The organism is Clostridium cylindrosporum DSM 605 (genome assembly GCF_001047375.1).
GTDB classification, from domain to species: domain Bacteria; phylum Bacillota; class Clostridia; order Clostridiales; family Caloramatoraceae; genus Clostridium_AB; species Clostridium_AB cylindrosporum.
On the sequence record NZ_LFVU01000006.1, the window covers coordinates 1 to 23225 of the forward strand.

The window sequence follows — 23225 nt, forward strand, 5'->3', positions numbered from 1 at the left end:
ACACACAAAATTATTGTACGCTCGCTATAGTTACTGTTTAGTTTTCAATGACCAAGTGCTCTATTATTGTAAAACATAATTTTCATTCTGTCAACAACATTTTACAACTTTTTTTAGAAACTCATTTTTACATCGCTTCCAAGCCTCTGCTCCCGGCGACAAGATATATCTTACTAAATAAGCCTTAGTCGAATTATCCAACTAAGGCTTATTTAATCAATTTATATAGTAATATTATATATTTTACTCTTATTTTCACTTCTTTTCTCATTTAGATACACTTGGTGGTGTTGTTATTCACTTTGTTCTTTTACTATACCATATTCTGCTTTTCCTATGCTTTGTAAATCTTTATTAAAGTTTGCATATGTATCTGGCACCTTTCCTACAATTATGCTCTCTGCTATAGGAATGTTAGTTGTAACTTTTATGCTATTTGTAGCAAGTGGTACTATAACTTGAATACTTGTAGTTACATCCACATATATAATATGTCTTGTTTGATTAATACCCTGTGCTTGAAATTCTGATCTATAACTTGTGGCTACGGATCCCACAGGTTTCATTTTAAAACTAATTTTTGGACCATAGGATGCAAAAAGATCATTTTGTGTAATTACCCCAAGTGGTATCTTCACTGACCTAACCCCTATATCTTTTATCCTTTCTTGTATAGCTAGAGATATTTGGGATCCTATTCTGTTGAGCTCTACAGTATTAGCCTGAATCATAACTAGATTTCCGTCCTTATCAACTCTCATATCCATCATATTGTCATAGGAAATCTTACTTCCAAACTCTTCCCTAACTGTGTTGTTTATAGTTGACGTAGCAGCATTTCTAGCTTCAGTATCACACAACGTCATTAATGTCGGCTTTAGTTTTCTATCTATTTCATAGAAAGTAACAAGTGAAATCAAAATCGTTACAATTATTATAATCTGTGGAAGCTTAAATCTTTTATTTGTTTTACGTGCAATACGTCTTTTTCTCATTTTACTACCTCCTTATAGCTATAATATGCACAATACTTTCAATCTGCCACAAATAAAAAAAGAGATGCATAATTGCACCTCTTAAGCTACAGATTCTTTATTTATATTTTCTAGTTCGTTAATTGATATTCCCCTTGTATGCTTTGTATGGCTCCACTCTTTATTATTTTTATCAATAATAGCTTGAATAGTTATTGGGAACCATGTTAGTACATATAATCCATATATTAAATACCACACGAATAATTTAGCTAAATGTTTACTATGTATAATATAAATTATAGCTATAATACTTAATAAAAATGCTATACCAGCTATTGCAACTAGCATCGTAACCTCAAAATTATCTAAATGTTGCTTATCTCTAAGATATGCAAATAATTGTCCTGAAAGTAGTACGTTACTTGAATATAGAGCAAAATATAAAAGTAATTTTTTAGATATTTTCTTATCAATAGCCATTACCATAGGGGTAAATAAAAACTGAAATATTGCAAATATTTGCAGTCCAATCATATATTCTTTAGAAATACCATCTACAATACTAGCAATTGTAACAATATGAGCCCTATCCACAAACTGAAAAGCTGTTAACAGTACACATATTCCTGTTAAGATTGTTATATACGGCTGTATAGTATATAGCGCACAATCAAAAGCAGTCCAATTTCTTTCTTTTATAGATTTCTTTAATAGTTTAAAGAAAAATCTTGATGCAACATCTGCAAATCCTTGCATCCATCTTTTTCTTTGATTCCATGATTGTTTAAGAGTTATAGGCTTCTCATCATAGATTACTGCATCATGTGCCCAACCTACTCTATGGCCATTCATTACTAGCTTACATGTAAATTCAAGGTCCTCTGTTAAACAAGTAGCACCCCATCCAAGCTCTTTTAATGTTTTTGTATCTATACAAAATCCAGTTCCACCTATTTGATTTGACAATCCTAGATTATTCCTTGCTAATTGAAATAATCTATTATTACTCCAAAATGCTATAGAATATGATTCTGTTATCCAAGAATCATGTGGATTCTTACTATCTAAGTATCCTTGTACTACCTTATATCCTTCCTTAAGCTTATCATTCATTGCTGTAAGGAAGTTCTTAGATGCAAGGTTATCTGCATCAAATACTACAACAGCATCATATTTCTTTTCCATTTGAAATATTTTACTAAACATCCACTCAAGGGCATAACCCTTACCTCTTTTACTACCGTCAAACCTTTCACAAACTAAGGCTCCAGCCTCCCTTGCTATCTGTGCAGTAGAATCATTGCAGTTATCTGCAATAACAAATATGTCATAAAGTTCTCTTTTATAATCTAAATGTTTTAGACTTTCAACTATTTGCTCAATAACAACCTCTTCATTATGTGCCGCTACGACAAGTGCAAAAGTCTTATCTTCAATATCATCGTACTTTTTATTCTTATGCTTATATAATCCAAATAAGGAAATACCAAGATGATAAATAAGCACAGAGAAAGCTAGTACCTGAAGCACATAGGTTATCTTATAAATGCTTTCCATATACATTCCTCCAAAAGTTTAACTACCCATAATAATAATAATAAATTAAATTCTGTTTAAATCAAGCTAAAAATGTAAAAATCTTAGAGCCAAACATATATTATCATAGTTTAACTCTACTTAAATAGAAACTATAATACATATACCCTCCTATTATTTACATTATCCATTATACAAGTATTTATGAAATTTAAAAGATAAACTTTAATTATTTCAAAGTTATTAACAATCAATTTTACTTTATATTTCTATTTCTAATATTCATATGATATAATTGGACATGTTAAAGATTTATGTAACTTTAACATTTTTTATTACTATAAGGGTATATATATTAATTATAAATATGTTTTTTCGTATTTGTTCCATTCAAGCTACAAAGCCCTTAAAGGAGGTTCCTTATGGATCAAAAAAATTCTGATAACACTACAAAGAAAAAAAATAAAAAGAAGAATAAAAGAAGTTTTGGTAAGACTATATTAATTGGTTTTTTAATAACTCTTTTAATTTTAACCGGTGCAGGAGCTGGAGTTGCAGTTGCTGTAATAAAGTCTGCACCTAACATTGATACTGACATACTAAACAACCTAAAACAATCAAGTATGATGTTTGATAAAGACCAAAAACCAATAGAAAGAGTTTCTGGGGAAATAAACCGTACTGTAGTTCCTTTAAATGAAATTCCAGATAATCTACAAAAAGCTTTTATATCAATAGAAGATGAGAGATTTTATAAACATAGTGGAATAGATATTAAAAGAATTTTCGGTGCAGTATTTCACAACGTTAGAACAATGTCAAAGTCTCAAGGTGCATCAACTTTAACTCAACAGCTTATTAAAAATTATGCACTTACCCCTGAAAAGAAATTCACTAGAAAACTTCAAGAAATGTATCTATCACTACAACTTGAAAAGAAACTAAGTAAAGAACAAATACTTGAAGCATATTTAAATACTATATTCCTAGGTGGTTATAATACTTATGGAGTTGAAAGTGCTTCACAGCATTATTTTGGTAAGGATGTAGAAAAACTTACTTTAGCAGAATCTGCTTTAATAGCAGGAATCACTCAAAACCCTTCAAAGTATTATCCTTATAGTAAACGTAATGAAAAAGATCCATCAGCTTATATACAAAGACAACATACGGTTCTTTATAAGATGTTGGAAAATGGATATATAACTAAAGAACAATATGAATCAGCTAAGGCTGATAAACTTAAATTTGTAGATAAAAAACCTACTTATACAGGAAAGTACCAGTGGTTTGTAGAGCCAGCTCTAGACGAGATTGCAAAGGACTTTGCTGCTAAATACAACATTAATGAAAAAGATGCTAGAAATCAAATTGCAACAGGTGGATACAGTATATACCTAACTGTTGACCCAACTCTTCAAGAAGCTGCTCAAAGAGTTGCTAATAATCCTAAGTATTACAGTGGCTTATATGTTCCTTCAAAATATAAGGAGTACTCACCTAGTGAGAAAACAGAAAAGAAGATTCAACCACAGGTTGCAGCTGCAATATATGATTATAATACTGGTGATATGGTAGCAATCGTTGGTGGTCGTGGTGAACATGAAATAGGATCCTTAAATAGAGCTACTGATGTTCCAAGACAACCTGGTTCATCTATTAAACCTCTATCTGTTTATGGTCCTGCTCTAGATAGAAATCTAGTTACTCCTGCAAGTACAGTTAGTGGTAGCAGACTTTCACCATCAGAAACAGGTGGATGGAACCCTAAAAATGCTAATGGACAATATCCAGATAGAATAACTGTTAGAGATGCTTTAAGAGTATCTATGAATACAGTAGCTGTTCGCTTAGGTATTAAGGTGGGCAAATCTAATTCTATGGATTATCTAAAGAACAAATTCCACTTATCTACAGTTACTGAAAATGATAAATCCTTAGCTGCATTATCACTTGGAGGTATGACACATGGTACACTTGCAACTGAAATGGCTGCAGCTTACGGGGTATTTGGTAACAATGGAATGTACAAAGAACCTAGAATGTATACTAAGGTTCTTGATAGAAATGGAAATTTAGTACTTGAAAAGAAATCAACTGAAAATAGATCCCTTTCTTCAACTGCATCATATTTAACTCTTGATATGATGAAAGGCGTTGTATCAAATGGTACAGGTAAATCTGCTGCCTTTGGTGGTATGCCTACAGCTGGTAAAACAGGTACAACCAATGAAAGTGCAACTGTATGGTTTACAGGCCTTACTCCATATTATTCCGGTGCAGTTTGGGTAGGACATGACAAGCCAAGCATTGCAGTTAATGGGCTAAAAAGTAATGTTCCTGCAAGAATTTGGGCTGATATAATGCGTGAAGCCCATAGAGGTCTTTCCTATAAAGATTTTAAAAGGCCTGCTGGATTTGTATCTGTAGAAGTGTGTCCAGTTTCAGGTAAGTTAGTAACAGAATTCTGTAGACAAGCGGGAATTACTCCAACTTCTGATTACTTCCCTGCTGGAAGTCAACCAAGTGAAGTTTGTGATGTTCATACAGGAATACCTAAAACAGAAGAAGTTACTCCTGAGACTCCATCTACAACAACTCCACCAGCAACTACACCTTCCACAGAGGAAGGTAACTTTGATAATGGGAACACTAATAGTGGTAATACTGATGGTAATACTGGCAACACTGATGGTAATACAAACGGTAATACTGATGGTACTCCAAACAATGGTAATGGTACTGATGGAAACAATGGTACTAATAATGGTGGTAATATCGGTGGTAATACTGGGGGTAATAGCGGAGGAACAGGTGGCAATACTGATGCAGGAGGTAAACCTAAGCCTCCAACAACGACAACTCCACCATCTCCAACTGCCTTAGTAAAAACATTTACTAATATATTAGGTTTAATATTATGGAAATAGCAAAAAGGTGTCTATATGACACCTTTTTGTTTTATTCTTTTGACTTAGGGTTAAAAATTACTGCCATTAGGTATCCAAAAAATACTGCAGCAGCTATTCCTGCAGAGGTAGCTTTTATACCTCCTGTAAATGCACCGAGTAACCCTACCTTATCAACTTCTGTTATAGCGCCTTTAGCTAAGCTATACCCAAATCCGGGAAGTGGAACACTTGCTCCTGCTTTTCCAAAATCAATTAAATATTGATATAATCCAAGTCCTTGAAGTACAACTCCTGCTGTAACAAATATAACTAATATTCTCGCCGGTGTTAATGCAGTTTTATCAATGAGAATTTGCCCTACAATGCAAATTCCACCTCCAATAATGAATGCTCTTAAGTAATCCATATTAAAGCCTCCTTTGAATAGCTACTGCATGTGCTATTCCTGGTATACTTTCACCTTGCAGTGTACTTGTTGGGCTCATTAAAGCTCCTGTTGAAAGTATAAGTATTTTATTCAATTCTCCTGATTTAAGTAAAGAATAAAAATGTCCACAAAATACAGATGCTGAACATCCACATCCACTGGCACCAGATCCTACATCTTGATTTTTAATATCAAAAATCTCAACTCCACAATCTGTAAAATTTGATGATATATCTAAATTATTCTCCTTTAATAACTTTATAGCAAGGTCTTTTCCTACCTCACCTAAATCTCCAGTTATGATAAGATCATAATCCTTTGGTTGTAACCCTGTATCCTTAAAGTGTCTAAGTATCGTATCTGCTGCTGAAGGTGCCATAGCAGCTCCCATGTTATTTGAATCCTTTATTCCAAAGTCTATAACCTTTCCAGTCGTTACATGGGTAATATATGGTCCATCGCCTTCCTTTGATAAAAGAGCTGCGCCTGATGCTGTAGCTGTCCACTGTGCTGATGGAGCTCTTTGAGATCCCATTTCTAGAGGGAATCTAAACTGTCTTTCTGCTGCAGCAAAATGACTTGAAGTAGTCGCTATACAATGATCTGCATATCCTCCATCAATTATCATAGATGCAAGGCTTAATGATTCTGTCATTGTTGAACATGCACCATAAAGACCAAAAAAAGGTATCGATAATTGCCTTGCTGCGAAGCTTGCTGATATAATTTGGTTTAGTAAATCTCCACCAAACATATAATCAATCTCATCTGGTGATAGGTTTCCTTTATCAATTGCTAATTTTACTGCATTTTCAAGCATTTTACTTTCCGCTTTTTCCCATGAATCCTCTCCCCATAGATCATCATCAAGTATAATATCAAACTTATCCTTTAATGGTCCCTGTCCTTCCTTAGAACCAACTATTGATGCTGTGGATACTATTGATGGAGGATTTTCAAGTTTTACTGTTTGTTTGCCTAACTTCTTAATAGCCACTTATCTCACCTCATTATTTTATAAAATAATAAATAATACCAACAACAATAGAAGAGGATATTCCATATACTAGTACTGGTCCTGCTATAGTAAACATTTTAGCTCCAACTCCAAGTACATATCCTTCTCTTTTAAACTCCATAGCTGGAGAGACGATTGAATTTGCAAAACCTGTTATAGGAACAACTGAACCTGCACCTGCAAACTTACCAATATCATCATATACTCCAATTCCTGTTAAAAATGCTCCAATAAAAATCATTACAAGTGATACATATGAACCTACCTGTTCCTTATCTACTCCTAAAGATATAAAGTAGTTCATTACAAATTGTCCTATAACGCAAATAATGCCACCTATTATAAATGCTTTTACACAATTAAATAATAAATTTGAAGGAGGTGTTGAGTCTTCTACCATCTGACTATACTTTTTAGATAACTTTTTTTCCGTTTTCTTTTCCAAGTTTATTACCTACTTTCTTTATAGATTCCTTCACTACCTACACTAATTGAGGTTGAATCAACATTTATTTTATTGTAGTCATACCTAGAGGATTTGCTCTGAGTACAAACTCCACTTATAAAATCATTACTTTTTAGGCTTTTCAAGATATTCACCTCCTAAGTTTATTATTTATTTTTACCAAATAATTTTTTTTTATCCGAAGCCCTAAAATTTATAGTCTTAACTTCTATATAAGTTTAAAATATTATGTATAAAAAACAAAAAGATTGGATTACTCCAATCTTTTTTGTTATTTTTTGTAAATATATACTTTAAAATAAACAATATGACCTCATATTGTTAAATGTTAATTTATAAATCTTTCTATGATAAACTTTCCTTTAAATATTTTAAAACCTTTTTTTCAATTCTAGATACTTGTACCTGAGATATTCCAAGTATTTGAGCTATTTGATTTTGTGTCATATCTTTAAAGTATCTAAGAATAATTACTTGCCTACTTCTTGAATCTAATGTACCTATTAGATCCTTAAGAGCTATTTTATTAACTACTTCTGTTCCATAATCTCTATCTTCACCTATTTTATCTATTAAAAGAACAGGAGATCCATCATCTTGATGAATCGTTTCATATAAGTACCCCGGTTGACTTGTACTTTCTAAACTTAAAATAACATCCTCAGAACTTATACCAAGTTCCTTTGCTACTTCTTCAACAGAAGCTTCTCTTCCCTCTTCCTTTGCTAATCTTTCCTTTATGATTTTAACCTTTTTAGATGTTTCTTTAAGATTCCTACTAACCTTAATCATACCATCATCTCGAAGAAACCTTTTAATTTCTCCCATAATCATAGGAACAGCATAGGTTGAAAACTTAACATTAAATTCAGAATTAAAGTTTTTTATTGCCTTTATTATTCCTATTGAACCAAGTTGGAATAGGTCTTCATAATCATAGCCTCTATTTAAGAACTTTTTAGCAATAGAGGCAACAAGCCCTATATTACATCTTACTAATACATCCTGTGCCTCTTGATCTCCGCTTTGGGCCCTTTTTAAGAGTTCTAAAGTTTCCTCCTGACTTATCATATCATAGCTTGTTTTTTCATTATACATATCTTACCTCCAAGCTATACTGATACTGATTTGAAAATTTTTATTAATTTAACTTTAGTACCCTCTTCTTTACTAGTTTCTACTTCCATGCCATCCATAAATGACTCCATAACGGTAAATCCCATTCCTGATCTTTCAAGCTCTGGTTTAGATGTATATAAAGGCTGTTTTGCTAAATCAATATCACTAATCCCATGTCCAAAATCTCTTATTTCTACGGTTAGTACATTTCCTTTTATTTCACATTCCACTATTATATTTCCATAGGAGTTTTCATATCCATGTATTATAGCGTTAGTAACTGCCTCTGAAACTGCTGTTTTGACATCTGAAAGCTCTTCAATTGTTGGATCAAGTTGGGAGGCAAAGGCTGCTACTGCAATTCTTGCAAAGGCCTCATTCTCAGATATACTTGGAAATTCTAACTTCATATGATTTTCAAACATTACTTAACCCTCCTATAAATTTGAAACTGCCTTTTGAATATCTTCATATTCTGGAATTATCTTAAAAAGTCCACTTAATTCAAAAACTCTCTTTATTTGAGGCTTTAAATTTATAACACAAGCTTTTCCGCCTGTTGTTGAAAGTTTTCTATATCTACCCATAACTACTCCAATTCCTGAACTGTCCATAAAGTTCACTCCATTAAAATCAAATATAATATTTTGACTTCCAAGCTCATCTATCTTATTGTCTATTTTAATTCTCACTATTTCTGCATTATGATGATCAAGTTCTCCAACTAAAGTTACAACCAAGGTTGCATCTTTTCTATCAAAACTTATAAACATATTAATCCCTCCATATTACGTAACCTCAAGATAATATATTCTTTCGCCTTATAGTTAAACCCTTTAAATAAATTAAAGAATCGTATTACAAATTCTTTAGTCTTTTATTAATTTTAGCTTTTATTCTACCTTAATCACTATAATAATAAAGTGTTTATGATAAATATTCTATAAAAAGACGAAAAAACCTCTATAGAAAATAGCATAGTGCCAATTTTACTATAGAGGTTTTAAATTAAATTTATCTATTCCTTAGGCATTAAAATATAAATCAATGGATTGTTAAATACCTTACTCGCTATTTCTTCAAGCTCCTTAGTTGATACCTCATTCATTACCTTTAGAACTTCAAGATATTCTAAAGGGTTATTATATTCTATCTCTCCTTGCATCATATACTCAACTATAGTTGAAGATGACTGAAGGGTTACTTCTGTATCTATTATAAATCTTTCCTTTAATAGGCTTAGAGATTTTTCAGTTATTTTAAATTCACCTTTAATGTAATTAATCATATCATCTATTACTAGACATGTCTCATTTACATTTTCACTTGAAACTCCAGCATATATATACATCATTTTAAGATTATTCATGAAATCTATATCACTATATACACTATATGCTAGTCCTCTTTTATCACGAAGCTCTTTAAATAAAATAGAGTTTCCACCTGATCCTATCTTTTCACTAAATAGGGTTAATACTATACTTTCTTCCCTAGTTAGATTTTGAATGTCAAAGGCATATATAACATGAGCCTGGGATATTCCTTTTTTATGTTTTTTTACCTTTTTAAATGGAATATCTATGTGCTCCTCTATTACAGCTTCAACTTCCCCTTCCTTCCAATCTCCAAAATGTCTCTCTGCAATTTGGAGTACCTCTTCATGGGAATATGAACTTACTACACACATTATTGAATTATTAGGAACGTAGTATTTCTTATGATGCTCTATTACTTCTTCCTTTGTAGTAGCTTTAACAGATTTTAGTGTTCCTGCTATATAATAATTATGCCATCTACTTGGAAATGCTTCTTTGTAAAGGCCTTGATAAGCTATATCCTCTGGGTCATCTTCGCCCATTTTTATCTCTTCAAGTATAACCTTTTTCTCAAGCTTAAATTCCTTATCATCAAAAAGTGGATTCATCATCATATCAGCTACTATTTCCATTGCCTTATCTGCCTTCGTTTTTATTACATCTATTCCTAAAACAGTTTGATCATAGGATGTATATATATCCATTTCAGTAGCTAACTCTTCTAAATCCATATTAAATTCATCTATATTTCTATTTTTTGTTCCTTTAAAAAGCATATGTTCTATTAAATGGGATATACCGCTTACTTTTTCGTTTTCATATAGGGAACCTACTTTTACACCAAAACCTAAAGAAAAAATATTTCCTTCTGCTTCATAGGTTATAACCTTTAAACCATTCTTTAGTATGGATTTTTTTAATTTATCTTTATTCATTCCCTCATCCTTTCTAAACTTTAGAAAGGACAGATATTATCTGCCCTTTTAGTCAAACTTTCTTGGTATAAATCCAACTTTTTTATAAACTTTTCTTAACATCTTTCTTGCTGCATATTCAGCCTTTTTAGCTCCATCTGTATATATGTTTTCAAGATAGTCTTTATTACTCATTAAGTAATTGTACTTTTCTCTCAATGGTCTAAGTCCTTCTATTATGGCTTCTGCAGTATCTTCCTTAAATTTACCGTATCCTTCCCCTTTATATCTATCTACTATAGATTCTATTGACTCTCCTGTAAAAATAGAATACATTGTAAGAAGATTTTTTATTCCAGGCTGATCATCAGAATAGTTTACTTCCCCTATTGAATCTGTAACAGCTTTTCTAACCTTACTTCTTGTTTCATCTGCAGTTTCAGATAACAATATAAATGCATTTTTATTATCATCTGACTTAGACATTTTTTTAGTTGGCTCCTGTAAACTCATAATACGAGCCCCAACCTTTGGAATATAAGGCTCTGGAACCTTAAATGTTTCGCTATACTTTGTATTAAATCTCGCTGCAAGATCACGTGCAAGCTCTAGATGCTGCTTTTGATCCTCACCAACAGGAACTAAATCTGAACCATATAATAATATATCCGCAGCCATTAATGAAGGGTATGTAAATAATCCTGCATTTAAATTAGCTCCAACCTTTGATGACTTCTCCTTATACTGGGTCATTCTATTAAGCTCACCCATATATGTTAAGCAGTTTAATACCCATGCAAGTTCAGCATGAGCTGTTACATGTGACTGTATAAATAAAGTATTCTTTTCTGGGTCAATTCCTGATGCTATATACTGAGCTAGAACTTCTAGTGTTCTTGCTCTTAAATCCTTTGGTTCTTGAGGCACAGTAATAGCATGTAAGTCTACTATGCAATAGTAACAATTATAATCATCTTGAAGGTCTACCCAGTTCTTAAGTGCTCCTAGATAATTTCCTAATGTTAATTTTCCTGAAGGCTGAGTTCCACTGAATATAACTTTTTTGCTCTCCATGTAATCCCTCCTAAGTATGTAATTTGCGAAAAAAAGCCCTTCGTCCTTGACGCAGACGAAAGGCGGTTTGCCAATATATCATTGATAGTTTAAAAAAAACATAAAATTCGATACAATCAAGTATGATTATATATTATTTTTCTTTAAATGTAAACATGAGCCCAGTGTTCATTTATGTGCTTCACATACTAGCTACACCATAGTTTTATAAGCTTAAATTCCTCTTCAGTAATACCAAAATATTGCCCTAGGATATTATCTATTTTGTTAATATCCGTATTACTAGAGTTATAAATACTACATATATCTTTAATAACCTCGGGAATAAATATATTCATTATTTTATTTGGGTAATATTCATAAAGACTATCCCCTAACTTTTTGGCAATTGTTTTTATATAAAACTCATATACACTACTATTAAGTAAACTTTCAATGTATTCATATGTATAGTGTTCATATTCTTTTTTAAGCACTATTGAATATATATCCGCACTAAAAAAATTACCAATGTCAATTGAAAACCTATTAGAATCTGACTTATAGGGAAAAATAATCTTCTTACCTTCGAATAACTCAGCTTTTCTTCCCCATTGTATGTTATACCACTTTCTCAATCCCCTTACACACTCTCTACGCTTTTGAAGTATTTCTTTATAAAAAGATAAATACTTAAGTGTATTAGGATAATCCTTTTCATCCTTAATTATATCGGAATAAACAATTAACTTATCTGATGAATTAACCTTAAACTTTATTATTTGCTTTCCCTTTATCCAAGGCTTTAATAAGTCATTCTCTATACTATGTAACTTAGCATCTTCCTTTTTAATTATAAAAGCCTCATCTTTACCAGTAATAATTCCTTGAAAGCTATCTGCTATATCACCTAATCTAACATTACATTTATTCAAAATTTTAGATATTATATTTTTTTCTTCTTTACTTAAAAAACTCCATCCTTCTGGATTAAGTTCACTAGTATTTACTTTAATATGTCTTGTATATTTACCTAGACCTTTATCAATATCATTAAAAACTTCAGCACCTTTATCTTTTCCTTCTATATTAATTTTAAAATATTCTGCGGTATCATTTTTATAGTTTGCTTTTTCAAAATTAAGTATTACATTATCTACTCCTGCACCTTTTACTATTCTCACACCATAAAAATCAATTATCCTGTTTATATTGCAATTATCCAGTATAAACCTACGTATTTCCCTACCATATAATGATTCAAGTATATATCTAGATGTAAAAAATACAAGGTGTCCACCATTTACTAGTAAGTCTATTGATTTTTTTATGAAACAGTAACTTAAATCACCTTTATCATAAAAAACATCACCATAGAAATTAGATAGTTCTTTTCTATAGCTTGCCTCTAATACTTTATGACCTATGTAAGGTGGGTTTCCTAATATATAGTTATATTTTATATCATTATTATCAAATAAAAAGTCTTTATTAAATATATTTTCACTTATATATCCTGAAAGATAAAAAAGCTCAATTATTGTTATTAGAGTCGCAACCTTATCAATGTCATATCCATATATAATCTTATCTATAATAAACTTTTCTTTCATTGGAAAGTTTATGTCAGAGAGTAGCTTTTCTAGCTTTATATATATATCTATTAAAAAATATCCTCCACCACATGAAGGATCTAATATTTTAATCTCATATTCTTTTTTATCTTTTATATTTTTAGATATATTACTATTAATATAATCTACTACATCAAATGGAGTGTAAAAGCTTCCACTTTTCTTTTTACTTTCCTTTAAAGAAATACCTTGATAAAACTCCCCTATACTTTTATTTATTTTCCACCTTTTCTTAAATTTTTCTATATATTCTTTTTCTTTAAACTTTTTTATATCGTTATAAAGACTTTCTAAATCCTGAACAAATAAATCTAGCATAAAATAACCTCATTCGTATTAATTCATATTAACTATGAAAATATCTATTTATCAAATATAATTGTTAATAATTTAAATTATTTCTCTCTTTATATAGTATATCATTTTCAATTTTAACCATACTAAGTATATCAAAGAATAATATGGAGGTAAAATATGCAAAAAAAACTTATTATTTCTTTAACAATCTTATTATCTTTATCTCTTTCATCATGTGCAAAGTATAATGATAATAACCCTAATACTAGTAATATTAGTAAGGGAAATAATATTACGGAGTCTAAGGATAATAATTCTGAGAAACTTCCTAATAATAAAACTGAAAATGAAAGTAAAGTTTCAACTAAAGAGGCCTCATCTAAACCTAGTAAGAGTGCTGATGCTTCATCATTATCTAACAAAGAAATTCATTGGGGTTATAGACCAAATAAAGAATTTAGAACCCCTGAAATAGTTGAAAGCGTTAATGAGCTTTTAAAGAAATATTCTGGTTATTTTGTAGGAGATACTTCATCTAAAAAGCTTTATTTAACCTTTGATGAAGGATATGAAAATGGTTATACTGGAGAAATCCTAGATATTTTAAAGGCTAATAATGTACCCGCCGCTTTCTTTGTTACCAAACCTTACATAGAGAAAGAAAAAGACCTAATCAATAGAATGGTTAATGAAGGTCATATAGTTGGTAACCATACATCTAATCATCCGGCTATGCCATCTGTTACAGATGATGAGGATAAGTTTAATAAGGAATTTACAGATACAGAGGAATCCTTTAAGGCTGTAACTGGTAAGGATATGCCTAAATTTTTTAGACCACCTATGGGAAGATATAGTGAAAAATCTTTATATCTAACAGAGAAGCTAGGCTATAAAAGTGTATTTTGGAGCTTTGCACATAAAGACTGGGAGGTTAATAACCAGCCTTCTGTTGAACATACAATAAAAAAAATAAAAGGTGGCATGCACAATGGATGTGTAATTTTACTCCATGCAGTATCAGAAAGTAATACTAAGGCACTTGATTCTGTAATTAAGGATTTAAAGGCTGAAGGATATGAATTCCTATCCCTTGATAAATTAAATTAAAACAATAACCTAGGTATTTTTTTACCTAGGTTATTGTTTTAATTTAATTTATTATCTAGCGGCTTTTACTTCCGTCCAAATTCTATCATATAAATAAACCCTACTTCCAAGATCCTGATATGCTTCACATTTTTCTATAATACTTTTATCTGGATAGGCTGTCTTATTTTCTTTTATTTCCTTAGGAAGTGCCTTTTTTGTATTTACCTGTGGAGTTGAATATCCAGTTTCAAGTGTATTTTTTAATGATATATCTGTTCTAGTCATAAAATTAATAAAAAGTTCTGCTTCTGCCTTGTGCTTTGATGTTTTTGGTATAACCATAGAATCAAAGAATATATTACTTCCTGAATGTGGTACTGCAAATGCTAAATCTTTATTGTCTGCCATCATTGTCATAGCATCTCCTGCCCAAGTAACCATCATAGCTGCTTCTCCTGCAACCATCTTATCCTTACCTTCATCTACTACATAAGCAAGAACAAGAGGCTTTTGAGCAATTAAATCCTTTTTAGCGATGTTTAAATCCTCTGTGTTGGCACTATTAAGTGATTTTCCTCTTCTTTGAAGAGCAATTCCAATTGATTCTCTTTGGCTGTCTAACATCATTATGCCTTTAGAATATTTTTTATCCCATAGTATATCCCAGCTATCTACCTTGTCTTTTACTAACTTCTTATTATATATAATACCTACTGTTCCCCATGTATATGGAACTGAATACTTATTTTTAGGGTCAAATACTTGGTTCTTTAAAACATTATCTATATATTTATAATTAGGAACATTCTTCATATCTATTTCATAAAGTAATCCTTCATTTGCCATTTTACTTATCATGTAATCAGATGGAAAGGTAACATCATAACTACTTCCACCAGATTTTATCTTTACATACATATCCTCGTTTGTTGCAAATGTTTCGTAATTTACCTTAATACCATATTCCTTTTCAAATTCACCTATAACAGACTTATCAATGTATTCCCCCCAGTTATATACATTTAATACTACCTTTTCCGAATTAGATGTTAATCCCGCATATCCAATTATCGTAACAAGTATAGTAACAGCTACTAATATTTTTATTAAAGTAGTTTTTTTACTTTTCTTCTTTCTTCTCTTTTGTCTTTTAGCACTTTTTCCATCTCTAGAATTTACAAGTAACAATAATCCTAGTACTGTTACAAATAAAAGAGTAGAAAGTGCATTTATTGTAGGGGTTACACCTACCCTTGCCATCGAATATATTTGAATGGAAAGATTTGATACCCCTCCTCCAGTAGTAAAAAAGCTTATAACAAAGTCATCAAGTGACATAGTAAATGCTAGTAGTGCACCTGTTAGAACTCCTGGCATAATTTCTGGAAGTACTACTTTTTTAAATGCCACTATAGGAGTTGCACCTAAATCAAGTGCTGCTTCTTGTAGATTTGGATCCATTTGCTTAAGCTTTGGTAATACAGATAATATTATATAGGGAATATTAAATGTAATATGTGCTAAAAGTAGTGTAGTCAGTCCAAGTGGTATATTTACAGCAATAAAAAGTAACATTAATGCTACACCTGTTACTATATCTGCATTAAGAACAGGAATGTATGTTAAGTTCATAACTACATTTCTACCTCTTCTTTTCATATAATGTATTCCGAGTGATGCAGCGGTACCAATTATTGTAGCAATGAAGGCTGAGGAAACAGCCACCACTAATGTATAATATAGTGCCTTCATTATCTGAGGGTCATTAAATAACTCCCTATACCACTTTAGTGAAAATCCTCCCCAATTCCCACGGGAGCGTGACTTATTAAATGAATATATTATTAAAACTCCTATTGGAGCATATAAAAACAAATATATAAGAAAGGTATATATTCTTTTTAAGTACTTTCCTACCATAGTCCAACACCTTCCTTATCCTTGTCATATTTAGACATTATTCCCATACTCATAAGAATTACAATGAGCATAATAACACTTATAGCAGAACCAAAGTTCCAATCTAATGTCGTTAGGAATTGCTGTTCTATTAAGTTTCCTATTAATGTATATTGGCCTCCACCAAGTAGCCTTGATATAACAAAGGTGGTTACTGCAGGCATAAACACCATAGTAATACCTGATATAACTCCTGGAATACTTAATGGAAGTATCACCTTTTTGAAAACAATTACCTTATTTGCACCTAAGTCCTGTGCAGCCTCTACTAACCTATTATCTATTTTTGTTAAAACAGTATAAATAGGAAGTATCATAAATGGTAAAAAGTTATAAACCATTCCTAACACAACCGCATAGTTAGTATACATAATATTAATAGTTGGTAGTCCAATAAATGATAAAGCTTTATTTAAAAGTCCACTTTTCTCTAGTATATTCATCCATGCATATGTTCTTAAAAGAAAGTTCATCCACATAGGTATTATTAAAAGAAGTACTAATAAGTTCCTTGACTTTAGCCTTGAATTTGCAAGAATCATAGCTAGTGGATAACCTAGAATTAAACATATAATCGTACTAACTAAGGCCAATAATATAGATCTCCATAGTACATCTAAATATAATGGTTCTAAAAATCTTTTAAAGTGCTCAAGGGTAAATCTAACACCTTCTCCATTCTTATATGTAAAACTATATGAAAATATCAAAATTACAGGAATAATAGTAAATAGTATTGTCCAAATTATATGAGGTGAAGCTAGTAGCTTTTTTCTATTTATCATATTTATTATCTACCTTTTTCATAATATGAATATCGTCTGGGTCTATTCTTAGTCCTATTTTGCTACCTACCTTTGCCATATGAGTATTATGTAACATAAACTCATTTCCTGATACATTTACTATCATTTCATAGTGGACACCTTTGAAAATTACCGATTCTACTGTACCTATAAGCATTCCTTCATCAAAATTTACTATTTTGATGTCCTCAGGTCTTATAACAACATCAACCTCTTCCTTTTCCTTAAAGCCTTTATCTAAACATTTAAATTTTCTTCCTATAAATTCAACCACCAAATCCTCATGCATAATTCCACTAACAATATTACTTTCTCCTATAAACTCAGCAACAAATGCACTTTTAGGCTCATTATATATCATCTCCGGAGTACCAATTTGCCTAATGCTACCATCCTTCATAACAACAACAGTATCAGACATAGTTAGTGCCTCTTCCTGATCATGGGTTACAAAAATAAAGGTTATCCCTAGTCTTTGTTGCATCTTCTTAAGCTCAGTTTGCATTTCTTTTCTAATTTTAAGGTCCAATGCCGCTAGCGGTTCATCAAGTAGTAGTACCTCTGGTTCATTAACAAGTGCTCTTGCAATTGCGACTCTTTGTTGTTGCCCTCCACTTAGTGAATCAACATCACGTATTTCAAAACCATCTAAGTTTACAAGATGAAGCATGTCCTTTACCTTTGAATCAATTAAATCTTCATCCATTCCCTTAAGTCTTAGGCCAAATGCAATATTTTCATAAATATCTAAATGAGGAAACAAAGCATACTTTTGAAAAACAGTATTTACCCTTCTTCTATACGGAGGAAGACTTGCGATATCCTTACCTTCAAATAAAATTTGGCCACTAGTTGGAACTTCAAATCCTCCAATTAGTCTTAATGTTGTAGTTTTTCCACAACCACTTGGTCCAAGTAATGTTATAAACTCATTTTTTCTAACATAAAGATTAATTTCCTTTAATACTTTCTGACCATCATATTCCTTACTTAGTCCTTTTAGTTCGATTATATTTTCTCCAATTTCCATTTTACTACCTCCCATACTTACTTATTAAAAGGTCGGCTTCCTACAAAATTCTCCTGATTATTACCAAACAGAACAAATTATATATATATGCAAGAAATTTGTCAACATACAGAATATATATAACGACTAAAACAAATATTTATAATATAAGTAACAATTATATATCAAAAGGGCCTCTTAATTTAAAGAAGCCCTTTTTGCTTTAATATTCTTAATCTATATGCATTTTTAGCTATATATGATAGTCTATTTAAAAGTTTGTAGTTAGCTGCTGCTCCAAATGCTGCTCCAACTACAGGAAGAAGCTGTAGCATCTTAGATATATCTATATAATCCCTATATTCTTGCTGAAAATCTCTCCAGTCAAAGTCTTCATAATTATTTGGAAAGGAAGCTTGAACTTCTTCCCAATTAGCAACATCTAGATAAACACTTCTTCTTTTTTCATCACTTGAAAAAGCTAATTTAAATATGTTAAGTATATAAAGCCTTTCATTTAAATTAGTTACATCAAAACCATAAATCAAAGCTATATCAAATAATAATTTTATTTTTATACTAACTAAAACCGGAAAATCTGCAAGCCCTAAAATTATCCCTCCAGCGCCTATACCTGCTCCCGCTATTACTCCTCCTTTTCTATAGGATTTTACTTTTTCATCTATAAGGTATTCCCTCTCCTTTAGTGTTAAGGATACATATGGTTTCGAACTTATAAACTCTGAACCCTTTAAAACCATCTTTATCATATTTTTTATTGTATCTGTTATAATTTCATGTACTTTTTCAGGTACCATACTATTCACCTTATTTTGAATACTCTTTGCTATTATGCTAGATGACTTCGGAGGTTTTTTCATCTCTTCCTGCCATTGAATGTTTTCTTTTATTACTTTACTTTCATAGTCCATATATATCAACTCCACAAACTTTATATATTAATTATTTACCAATCTTCTAATTAAATTCTAATAAAGTTTTTATTTAAAATCCATACCTTAGATATATATAAAAATGGAGTAAATAAAACTATTTACTCCATTTAACTCTACTTAAATCTTTTTAAAAGCTCAGCCTTTATATCTTCTACCTTAACTCCTCTATCTACCATAAGAACTAATAAGTGATAAATAAGATCTGAAATTTCATAACTCATTTCTTCCTTAGAATCATTTTTAGCTCCTATAATAACTTCACTTGTTTCTTCTCCGACCTTTTTAAGAATCTTATCTACACCCTTATCAAATAAATAGTTAGTATATGAACCTTCAACAGGATTTTCTTTTCTGTGTACTATTGTCTTATAAAGTTCATCTACAATATTTACATACTCAGACTCTTTTTCAATTTCATTGAAGAAGCATGTACTATTTCCAGTGTGGCAAATAGGACCTCTGCTTTCTACTTCAATTAGTAGTGCATCATTGTCACAGTCAGACTTTATACTCTTTACTACTTGAATGTTTCCTGATGTTTCACCTTTCATCCAAAGCTTTTGTCTACTTCTACTGTAAAACCATACATTTTTAGTTTCTATAGTTTTTTCTAGTGATTCACTATTCATATATCCAAGCATTAAAACTTTCCCTGTGTTTACGCATTGAATAACCGCTGGAACTAGTCCATTTGCATCATATTTTATTTCCATATTATATCCTCCTAACCTCAACACCATTTTCATATAGGTATTCCTTAAGGTTTTTTATGTCTATTTCTTTATAGTGAAAAACAGAAGCTGCAAGTGCAGCATCAGCACTACCTGTAGTTAAAACAGTTAGAAAGTCTTCCTTTTTTCCTGCTCCACCAGATGCTACAACCGGTACATTTACAAGCTCAGATATTTTCTTTGTTATATCAAGGTCATACCCCTCACGTACTCCATCTGTATCTATACTATTAATAACTATTTCTCCAGCACCTAACTTTTCTCCTTCAAGTGCCCATGATACAGCTTCAAGGTCTGTTTCTTCTCTTCCACCTTTTACGTATACTTTCCATATCCCTTCACTATTTCTCTTAATATCCATAGAAAGAACTACGCATTGTCTACCGAACTTTAAGGCACCTTCTTTAATAAGGTTTGGATTCCTAACTGCTGATGAATTAATTGATACCTTATCAGCACCTGCCTTTAAAACTGCACTAAAATCTTCTACTGTTTTTATTCCTCCCCCTACTGTTAAAGGAATATTTATTTCCTTTGCTGTATTTTCAACAACATCAAGGAATATATCTCTTTCTTCAGAACTTGCAGTTATATCATAAAATACTAATTCATCTGCACCTGATGTACTATAGAATTTAGCAAGAGTTACAGGATCATCTACATCTGATATATCTGTAAATTTTTTCCCCTTAACTACTCTTCCTGATCTAACATCAAGACATGGAATTATTCTCTTTGCTAGCATATTTACATACCCCCAAAATTCTTTAAAAGCTTAAGTCCTGTATCTCCACTTTTCTCTGGGTGGAATTGCATTCCTATTATATTTCCCTTAGCAACAACTCCTGGAACACAAACATTATAGTCTGAATAAAACACAACCTCATCCATAGTATCTGGTTCTACATAGTATGAGTGAACATAATAAACATATTCTCCCTCATTTATTCCCTCAGCTATTTTGTGGTCTATTCCTTTTTTAAGGCTATTCCATCCCATATGAGGAATCTTTACACCTTCTTTTATCTTTACGACTTCCCCTTTAAGAACACCAAGTCCCTCAAATTCTCCGTCTTCATAGCTTTTCTCATATAATAATTGCATTCCTAGGCATATTCCAAGTGTTGGCTTTCCACTAGCTATATTTTCCTTAACACAGTCTATAAGTCCAGACTTTTTAAGGCACTCCATAGCATCATTAAATGCCCCAACACCAGGAAGTATTATTTTCTCTGCACTATTTATTACATTTTCGTCACTTGTTACAACTGAATCTATTCCAACTCTTTTTAGAGAGTTATATATGCTCTTCAGGTTACCAACACCGTAATCAATAATTGCTATCATAATGTACCTCCTATAAAACTCCCTTAGTAGATAAAACTCCCTTTATACTATCCTTTTTCTCACACGCCTGATTTATAGCGCGTCCAAGTCCCTTAAATAGTGACTCTATAATATGGTGGTTATTTTTTCCGTAATTTAAATTTGCATGAAGAGTTACCTTTGCATTATATGCAAATGCTCTGAAAAATTCTTCACAAAGCTCTACATCAAATTCTCCTACCTTGTCTGCGGTATATTCTACATTAAAGTGTAAAAACGGTCTTCCACTTACGTCTAGTGATATCATTGAAAGAGCTTCATCCATAGGAGTAAATACAGTTGAATATCTAACTATTCCAGCTTTATCACCTACTGCTTCATTAAATGCCTCACCTAAAACTATCCCTATATCCTCAACTGTGTGATGTGCATCTATATGCACATCACCTTTGCAGTCAACATCTAAATCTAAGAACCCATGCTTTGCCATTAAATCCATCATATGATCTAGAAAAGGAACACCTGTATTAATATTTCTAACTCCTTCTCCATCAAGGTTTATAGATAACTTTATATCAGTTTCATTTGTTTTTCTATTAAGCTTTGCAATTCTCATTTTCAAGAACCTCACTTATAATTTCAATTACTTTATTGTTTTCATTTTCAAATCCAATTGAAAATCTAATGCAGTTTTCAAGTGCCCCTTCTGAGAAACCACGTACAAGAATCTTTTCTTCTTCAAATTTCTTTATAACTTCACTGCACTTATCAGTTTTTACAAGTATAAAGTTTGCACCTGTATCATACACAGTAAGTCCCTTTACTTCTCTTAACTTAGGAAGCATAGCATCTCTTTGAGACTTAATTCTTTCAATAGATTTTGATACCTTTTCATAGTTATCAAGTATGCATTCCCCTGCATATTGAGTTAGAGTATTTAGATTATATGGTGGTTTTACCTTTAATATAGAATTTACAGTGTCTAAGCTAGCTACTAAATAGCCACATCTAGCCCCTGCTAGTGCAAATCCCTTTGAAAGAGTTCTTAAAACAATTACTCTTTTATTTTCCTTTGCGATATCAACTAAACTTTCTCCAAGGAATTCATAGTAAGCTTCATCAACAATAACAACAGCATTAGTTGAATTTATCACCTTTTCTATGTCTTCCCTTTTTATAATTGTTCCAGTTGGATTATTTGGATTACATAGGATAATTAGTTTAGCGTTGTTTTCATTTGATACATTTATTATCTCATCTATATTAACTTCAAATTTTTCATTTGATGGAACCTCTATAAACTTTCCACCAAGTATTTGATTGCTTATTTTGTACATTGAAAAAGTTGGAGAATGTGTAACTACTGTATCACTTTCACCTACAAAGGTTGATATGATACATGAAATAAGCTCATCTGAACCATTACCGCATATAATATTATCACGATCTACGCCTTCTCCTACATAGTTTGCTACCTTTTCTCTAAGTAGCGTTGAAGATGGGTCTGGATACCTATTAATCGTCCCTTCAGAAACCTTTTTTACAAAGTCATTAAAACATGATCTAAATAGATTTTCTGAATTTTCATTAGCATCAAGTTTTATTGTGCAATCATTCTCTTGAACCACGTATGGTTTAAGAGTTTTTATTTTTTCTTTAATATAATTTTCCATT

General features: G+C 31.4%; 23 protein-coding genes. 2 read left to right on the top strand and 21 right to left on the bottom strand.

Annotated elements, in window-relative coordinates; all coding sequences use genetic code 11:
- Positions 1-293: 293 nt before the first annotated feature.
- Together yunB and CLCY_RS03625 are read right to left on the bottom strand one after the other, a co-directional pair.
- Positions 294-995 (bottom strand): sporulation protein YunB, encoded by a 702-nt coding sequence (gene yunB, locus CLCY_RS03620; protein ID WP_048569782.1) that lies wholly within the window; start codon positions 993-995, stop codon positions 294-296.
- An 81-nt stretch (positions 996-1076) separates the two neighbouring features.
- Positions 1077-2534: a glycosyltransferase family 2 protein gene (locus CLCY_RS03625; RefSeq protein ID WP_082141697.1), complete on the bottom strand. Its 1458-nt coding sequence runs from the start codon at positions 2532-2534 to the stop codon at positions 1077-1079.
- 401 nt (positions 2535-2935) lie between these two features.
- Between CLCY_RS03625 and CLCY_RS03630 the strand changes: the two genes are divergently transcribed.
- Positions 2936-5443 (top strand): transglycosylase domain-containing protein, encoded by a 2508-nt coding sequence (locus CLCY_RS03630; RefSeq protein WP_048569784.1) that lies wholly within the window; start codon positions 2936-2938, stop codon positions 5441-5443.
- 31 nt (positions 5444-5474) lie between these two features.
- On the opposite strand, the gene spoVAE is transcribed toward CLCY_RS03630, so the two are convergent.
- The 10 genes from spoVAE to CLCY_RS03675 all read right to left on the bottom strand — a co-directional run bounded on the left by spoVAE (position 5475) and on the right by CLCY_RS03675 (position 13693).
- The gene (gene spoVAE, locus CLCY_RS03635; RefSeq protein WP_048569785.1) at positions 5475-5831 is read right to left on the bottom strand and encodes a stage V sporulation protein AE; all 357 of its coding nucleotides are present in this window, start codon (positions 5829-5831) and stop codon (positions 5475-5477) included.
- 1 nt (position 5832) lies between these two features.
- Positions 5833-6849, bottom strand: a complete 1017-nt coding sequence (gene spoVAD / locus CLCY_RS03640) for a stage V sporulation protein AD (protein ID WP_048569786.1) — start codon at positions 6847-6849, stop codon at positions 5833-5835.
- 13 nt (positions 6850-6862) lie between these two features.
- The gene (gene spoVAC, locus CLCY_RS03645) at positions 6863-7315 is read right to left on the bottom strand and encodes a stage V sporulation protein AC (RefSeq protein WP_423230487.1); all 453 of its coding nucleotides are present in this window, start codon (positions 7313-7315) and stop codon (positions 6863-6865) included.
- A gap of 5 nt (positions 7316-7320) precedes the next feature.
- On the bottom strand, positions 7321-7461 hold the full coding sequence (locus CLCY_RS13730; RefSeq protein WP_161797100.1) for a hypothetical protein: 141 nt from the start codon (positions 7459-7461) through the stop codon (positions 7321-7323).
- 220 nt (positions 7462-7681) lie between these two features.
- Complete coding sequence (gene sigF / locus CLCY_RS03650) at positions 7682-8434, bottom strand: RNA polymerase sporulation sigma factor SigF (protein ID WP_048569787.1); 753 nt, start codon at positions 8432-8434, stop codon at positions 7682-7684.
- 14 nt (positions 8435-8448) lie between these two features.
- On the bottom strand, positions 8449-8880 hold the full coding sequence (spoIIAB, locus tag CLCY_RS03655) for an anti-sigma F factor (RefSeq protein WP_048569788.1): 432 nt from the start codon (positions 8878-8880) through the stop codon (positions 8449-8451).
- A 12-nt stretch (positions 8881-8892) separates the two neighbouring features.
- Positions 8893-9228, bottom strand: coding sequence for an anti-sigma F factor antagonist (gene spoIIAA / locus CLCY_RS03660; protein ID WP_048569789.1), 336 nt, complete (start codon positions 9226-9228; stop codon positions 8893-8895).
- 245 nt (positions 9229-9473) lie between these two features.
- Entirely contained in the window at positions 9474-10709 is a 1236-nt protein-coding gene (locus tag CLCY_RS03665; protein WP_048569790.1) for a M16 family metallopeptidase, read from the bottom strand.
- A gap of 48 nt (positions 10710-10757) precedes the next feature.
- Positions 10758-11762, bottom strand: coding sequence for a tryptophan--tRNA ligase (trpS, locus tag CLCY_RS03670; protein ID WP_048569791.1), 1005 nt, complete (start codon positions 11760-11762; stop codon positions 10758-10760).
- Between the two features lie 188 nt (positions 11763-11950).
- Entirely contained in the window at positions 11951-13693 is a 1743-nt protein-coding gene (locus tag CLCY_RS03675; RefSeq protein ID WP_048569792.1) for an Eco57I restriction-modification methylase domain-containing protein, read from the bottom strand.
- A gap of 156 nt (positions 13694-13849) precedes the next feature.
- On the opposite strand from CLCY_RS03675, the gene pdaA reads away from it, so the two are divergent.
- Positions 13850-14782: a delta-lactam-biosynthetic de-N-acetylase gene (gene pdaA, locus CLCY_RS03680; protein WP_048569793.1), complete on the top strand. Its 933-nt coding sequence runs from the start codon at positions 13850-13852 to the stop codon at positions 14780-14782.
- A 51-nt stretch (positions 14783-14833) separates the two neighbouring features.
- Here the strand turns inward: pdaA and CLCY_RS03685 are convergent, their stop codons facing one another.
- From CLCY_RS03685 to hisC, 9 genes are all read right to left on the bottom strand, one after another.
- Positions 14834-16684, bottom strand: a complete 1851-nt coding sequence (locus tag CLCY_RS03685) for an extracellular solute-binding protein (RefSeq protein WP_048569794.1) — start codon at positions 16682-16684, stop codon at positions 14834-14836.
- Entirely contained in the window at positions 16678-17508 is an 831-nt protein-coding gene (locus CLCY_RS03690) for an ABC transporter permease (protein ID WP_048569795.1), read from the bottom strand. The genes CLCY_RS03685 and CLCY_RS03690 overlap by 7 nt, the downstream gene beginning before the upstream one ends.
- Positions 17498-18553 (bottom strand): spermidine/putrescine ABC transporter ATP-binding protein, encoded by a 1056-nt coding sequence (potA, locus tag CLCY_RS03695; RefSeq protein ID WP_048569875.1) that lies wholly within the window; start codon positions 18551-18553, stop codon positions 17498-17500. The genes CLCY_RS03690 and potA overlap by 11 nt, the downstream gene beginning before the upstream one ends.
- Positions 18554-18741: 188 nt before the next feature.
- Positions 18742-19470, bottom strand: coding sequence for an EcsC family protein (locus CLCY_RS03700; protein WP_048569796.1), 729 nt, complete (start codon positions 19468-19470; stop codon positions 18742-18744).
- Between the two features lie 137 nt (positions 19471-19607).
- Positions 19608-20207 carry a bifunctional phosphoribosyl-AMP cyclohydrolase/phosphoribosyl-ATP diphosphatase HisIE gene (gene hisIE / locus CLCY_RS03705; RefSeq protein WP_048569797.1) on the bottom strand — a complete coding sequence of 200 codons (600 nt, stop codon included), beginning with the start codon at positions 20205-20207 and terminating at the stop codon, positions 19608-19610.
- Between the two features lies 1 nt (position 20208).
- On the bottom strand, positions 20209-20970 hold the full coding sequence (gene hisF / locus CLCY_RS03710) for an imidazole glycerol phosphate synthase subunit HisF (RefSeq protein ID WP_048569798.1): 762 nt from the start codon (positions 20968-20970) through the stop codon (positions 20209-20211).
- Between the two features lie 2 nt (positions 20971-20972).
- Entirely contained in the window at positions 20973-21572 is a 600-nt protein-coding gene (gene hisH, locus CLCY_RS03715; protein WP_048569799.1) for an imidazole glycerol phosphate synthase subunit HisH, read from the bottom strand.
- 10 nt (positions 21573-21582) lie between these two features.
- Complete coding sequence (hisB, locus tag CLCY_RS03720; RefSeq protein ID WP_048569800.1) at positions 21583-22167, bottom strand: imidazoleglycerol-phosphate dehydratase HisB; 585 nt, start codon at positions 22165-22167, stop codon at positions 21583-21585.
- Entirely contained in the window at positions 22148-23224 is a 1077-nt protein-coding gene (gene hisC, locus CLCY_RS03725) for a histidinol-phosphate transaminase (protein ID WP_048569801.1), read from the bottom strand. The genes hisB and hisC overlap by 20 nt, the downstream gene beginning before the upstream one ends.
- Between the last annotated feature and the right edge of the window lies 1 nt (position 23225).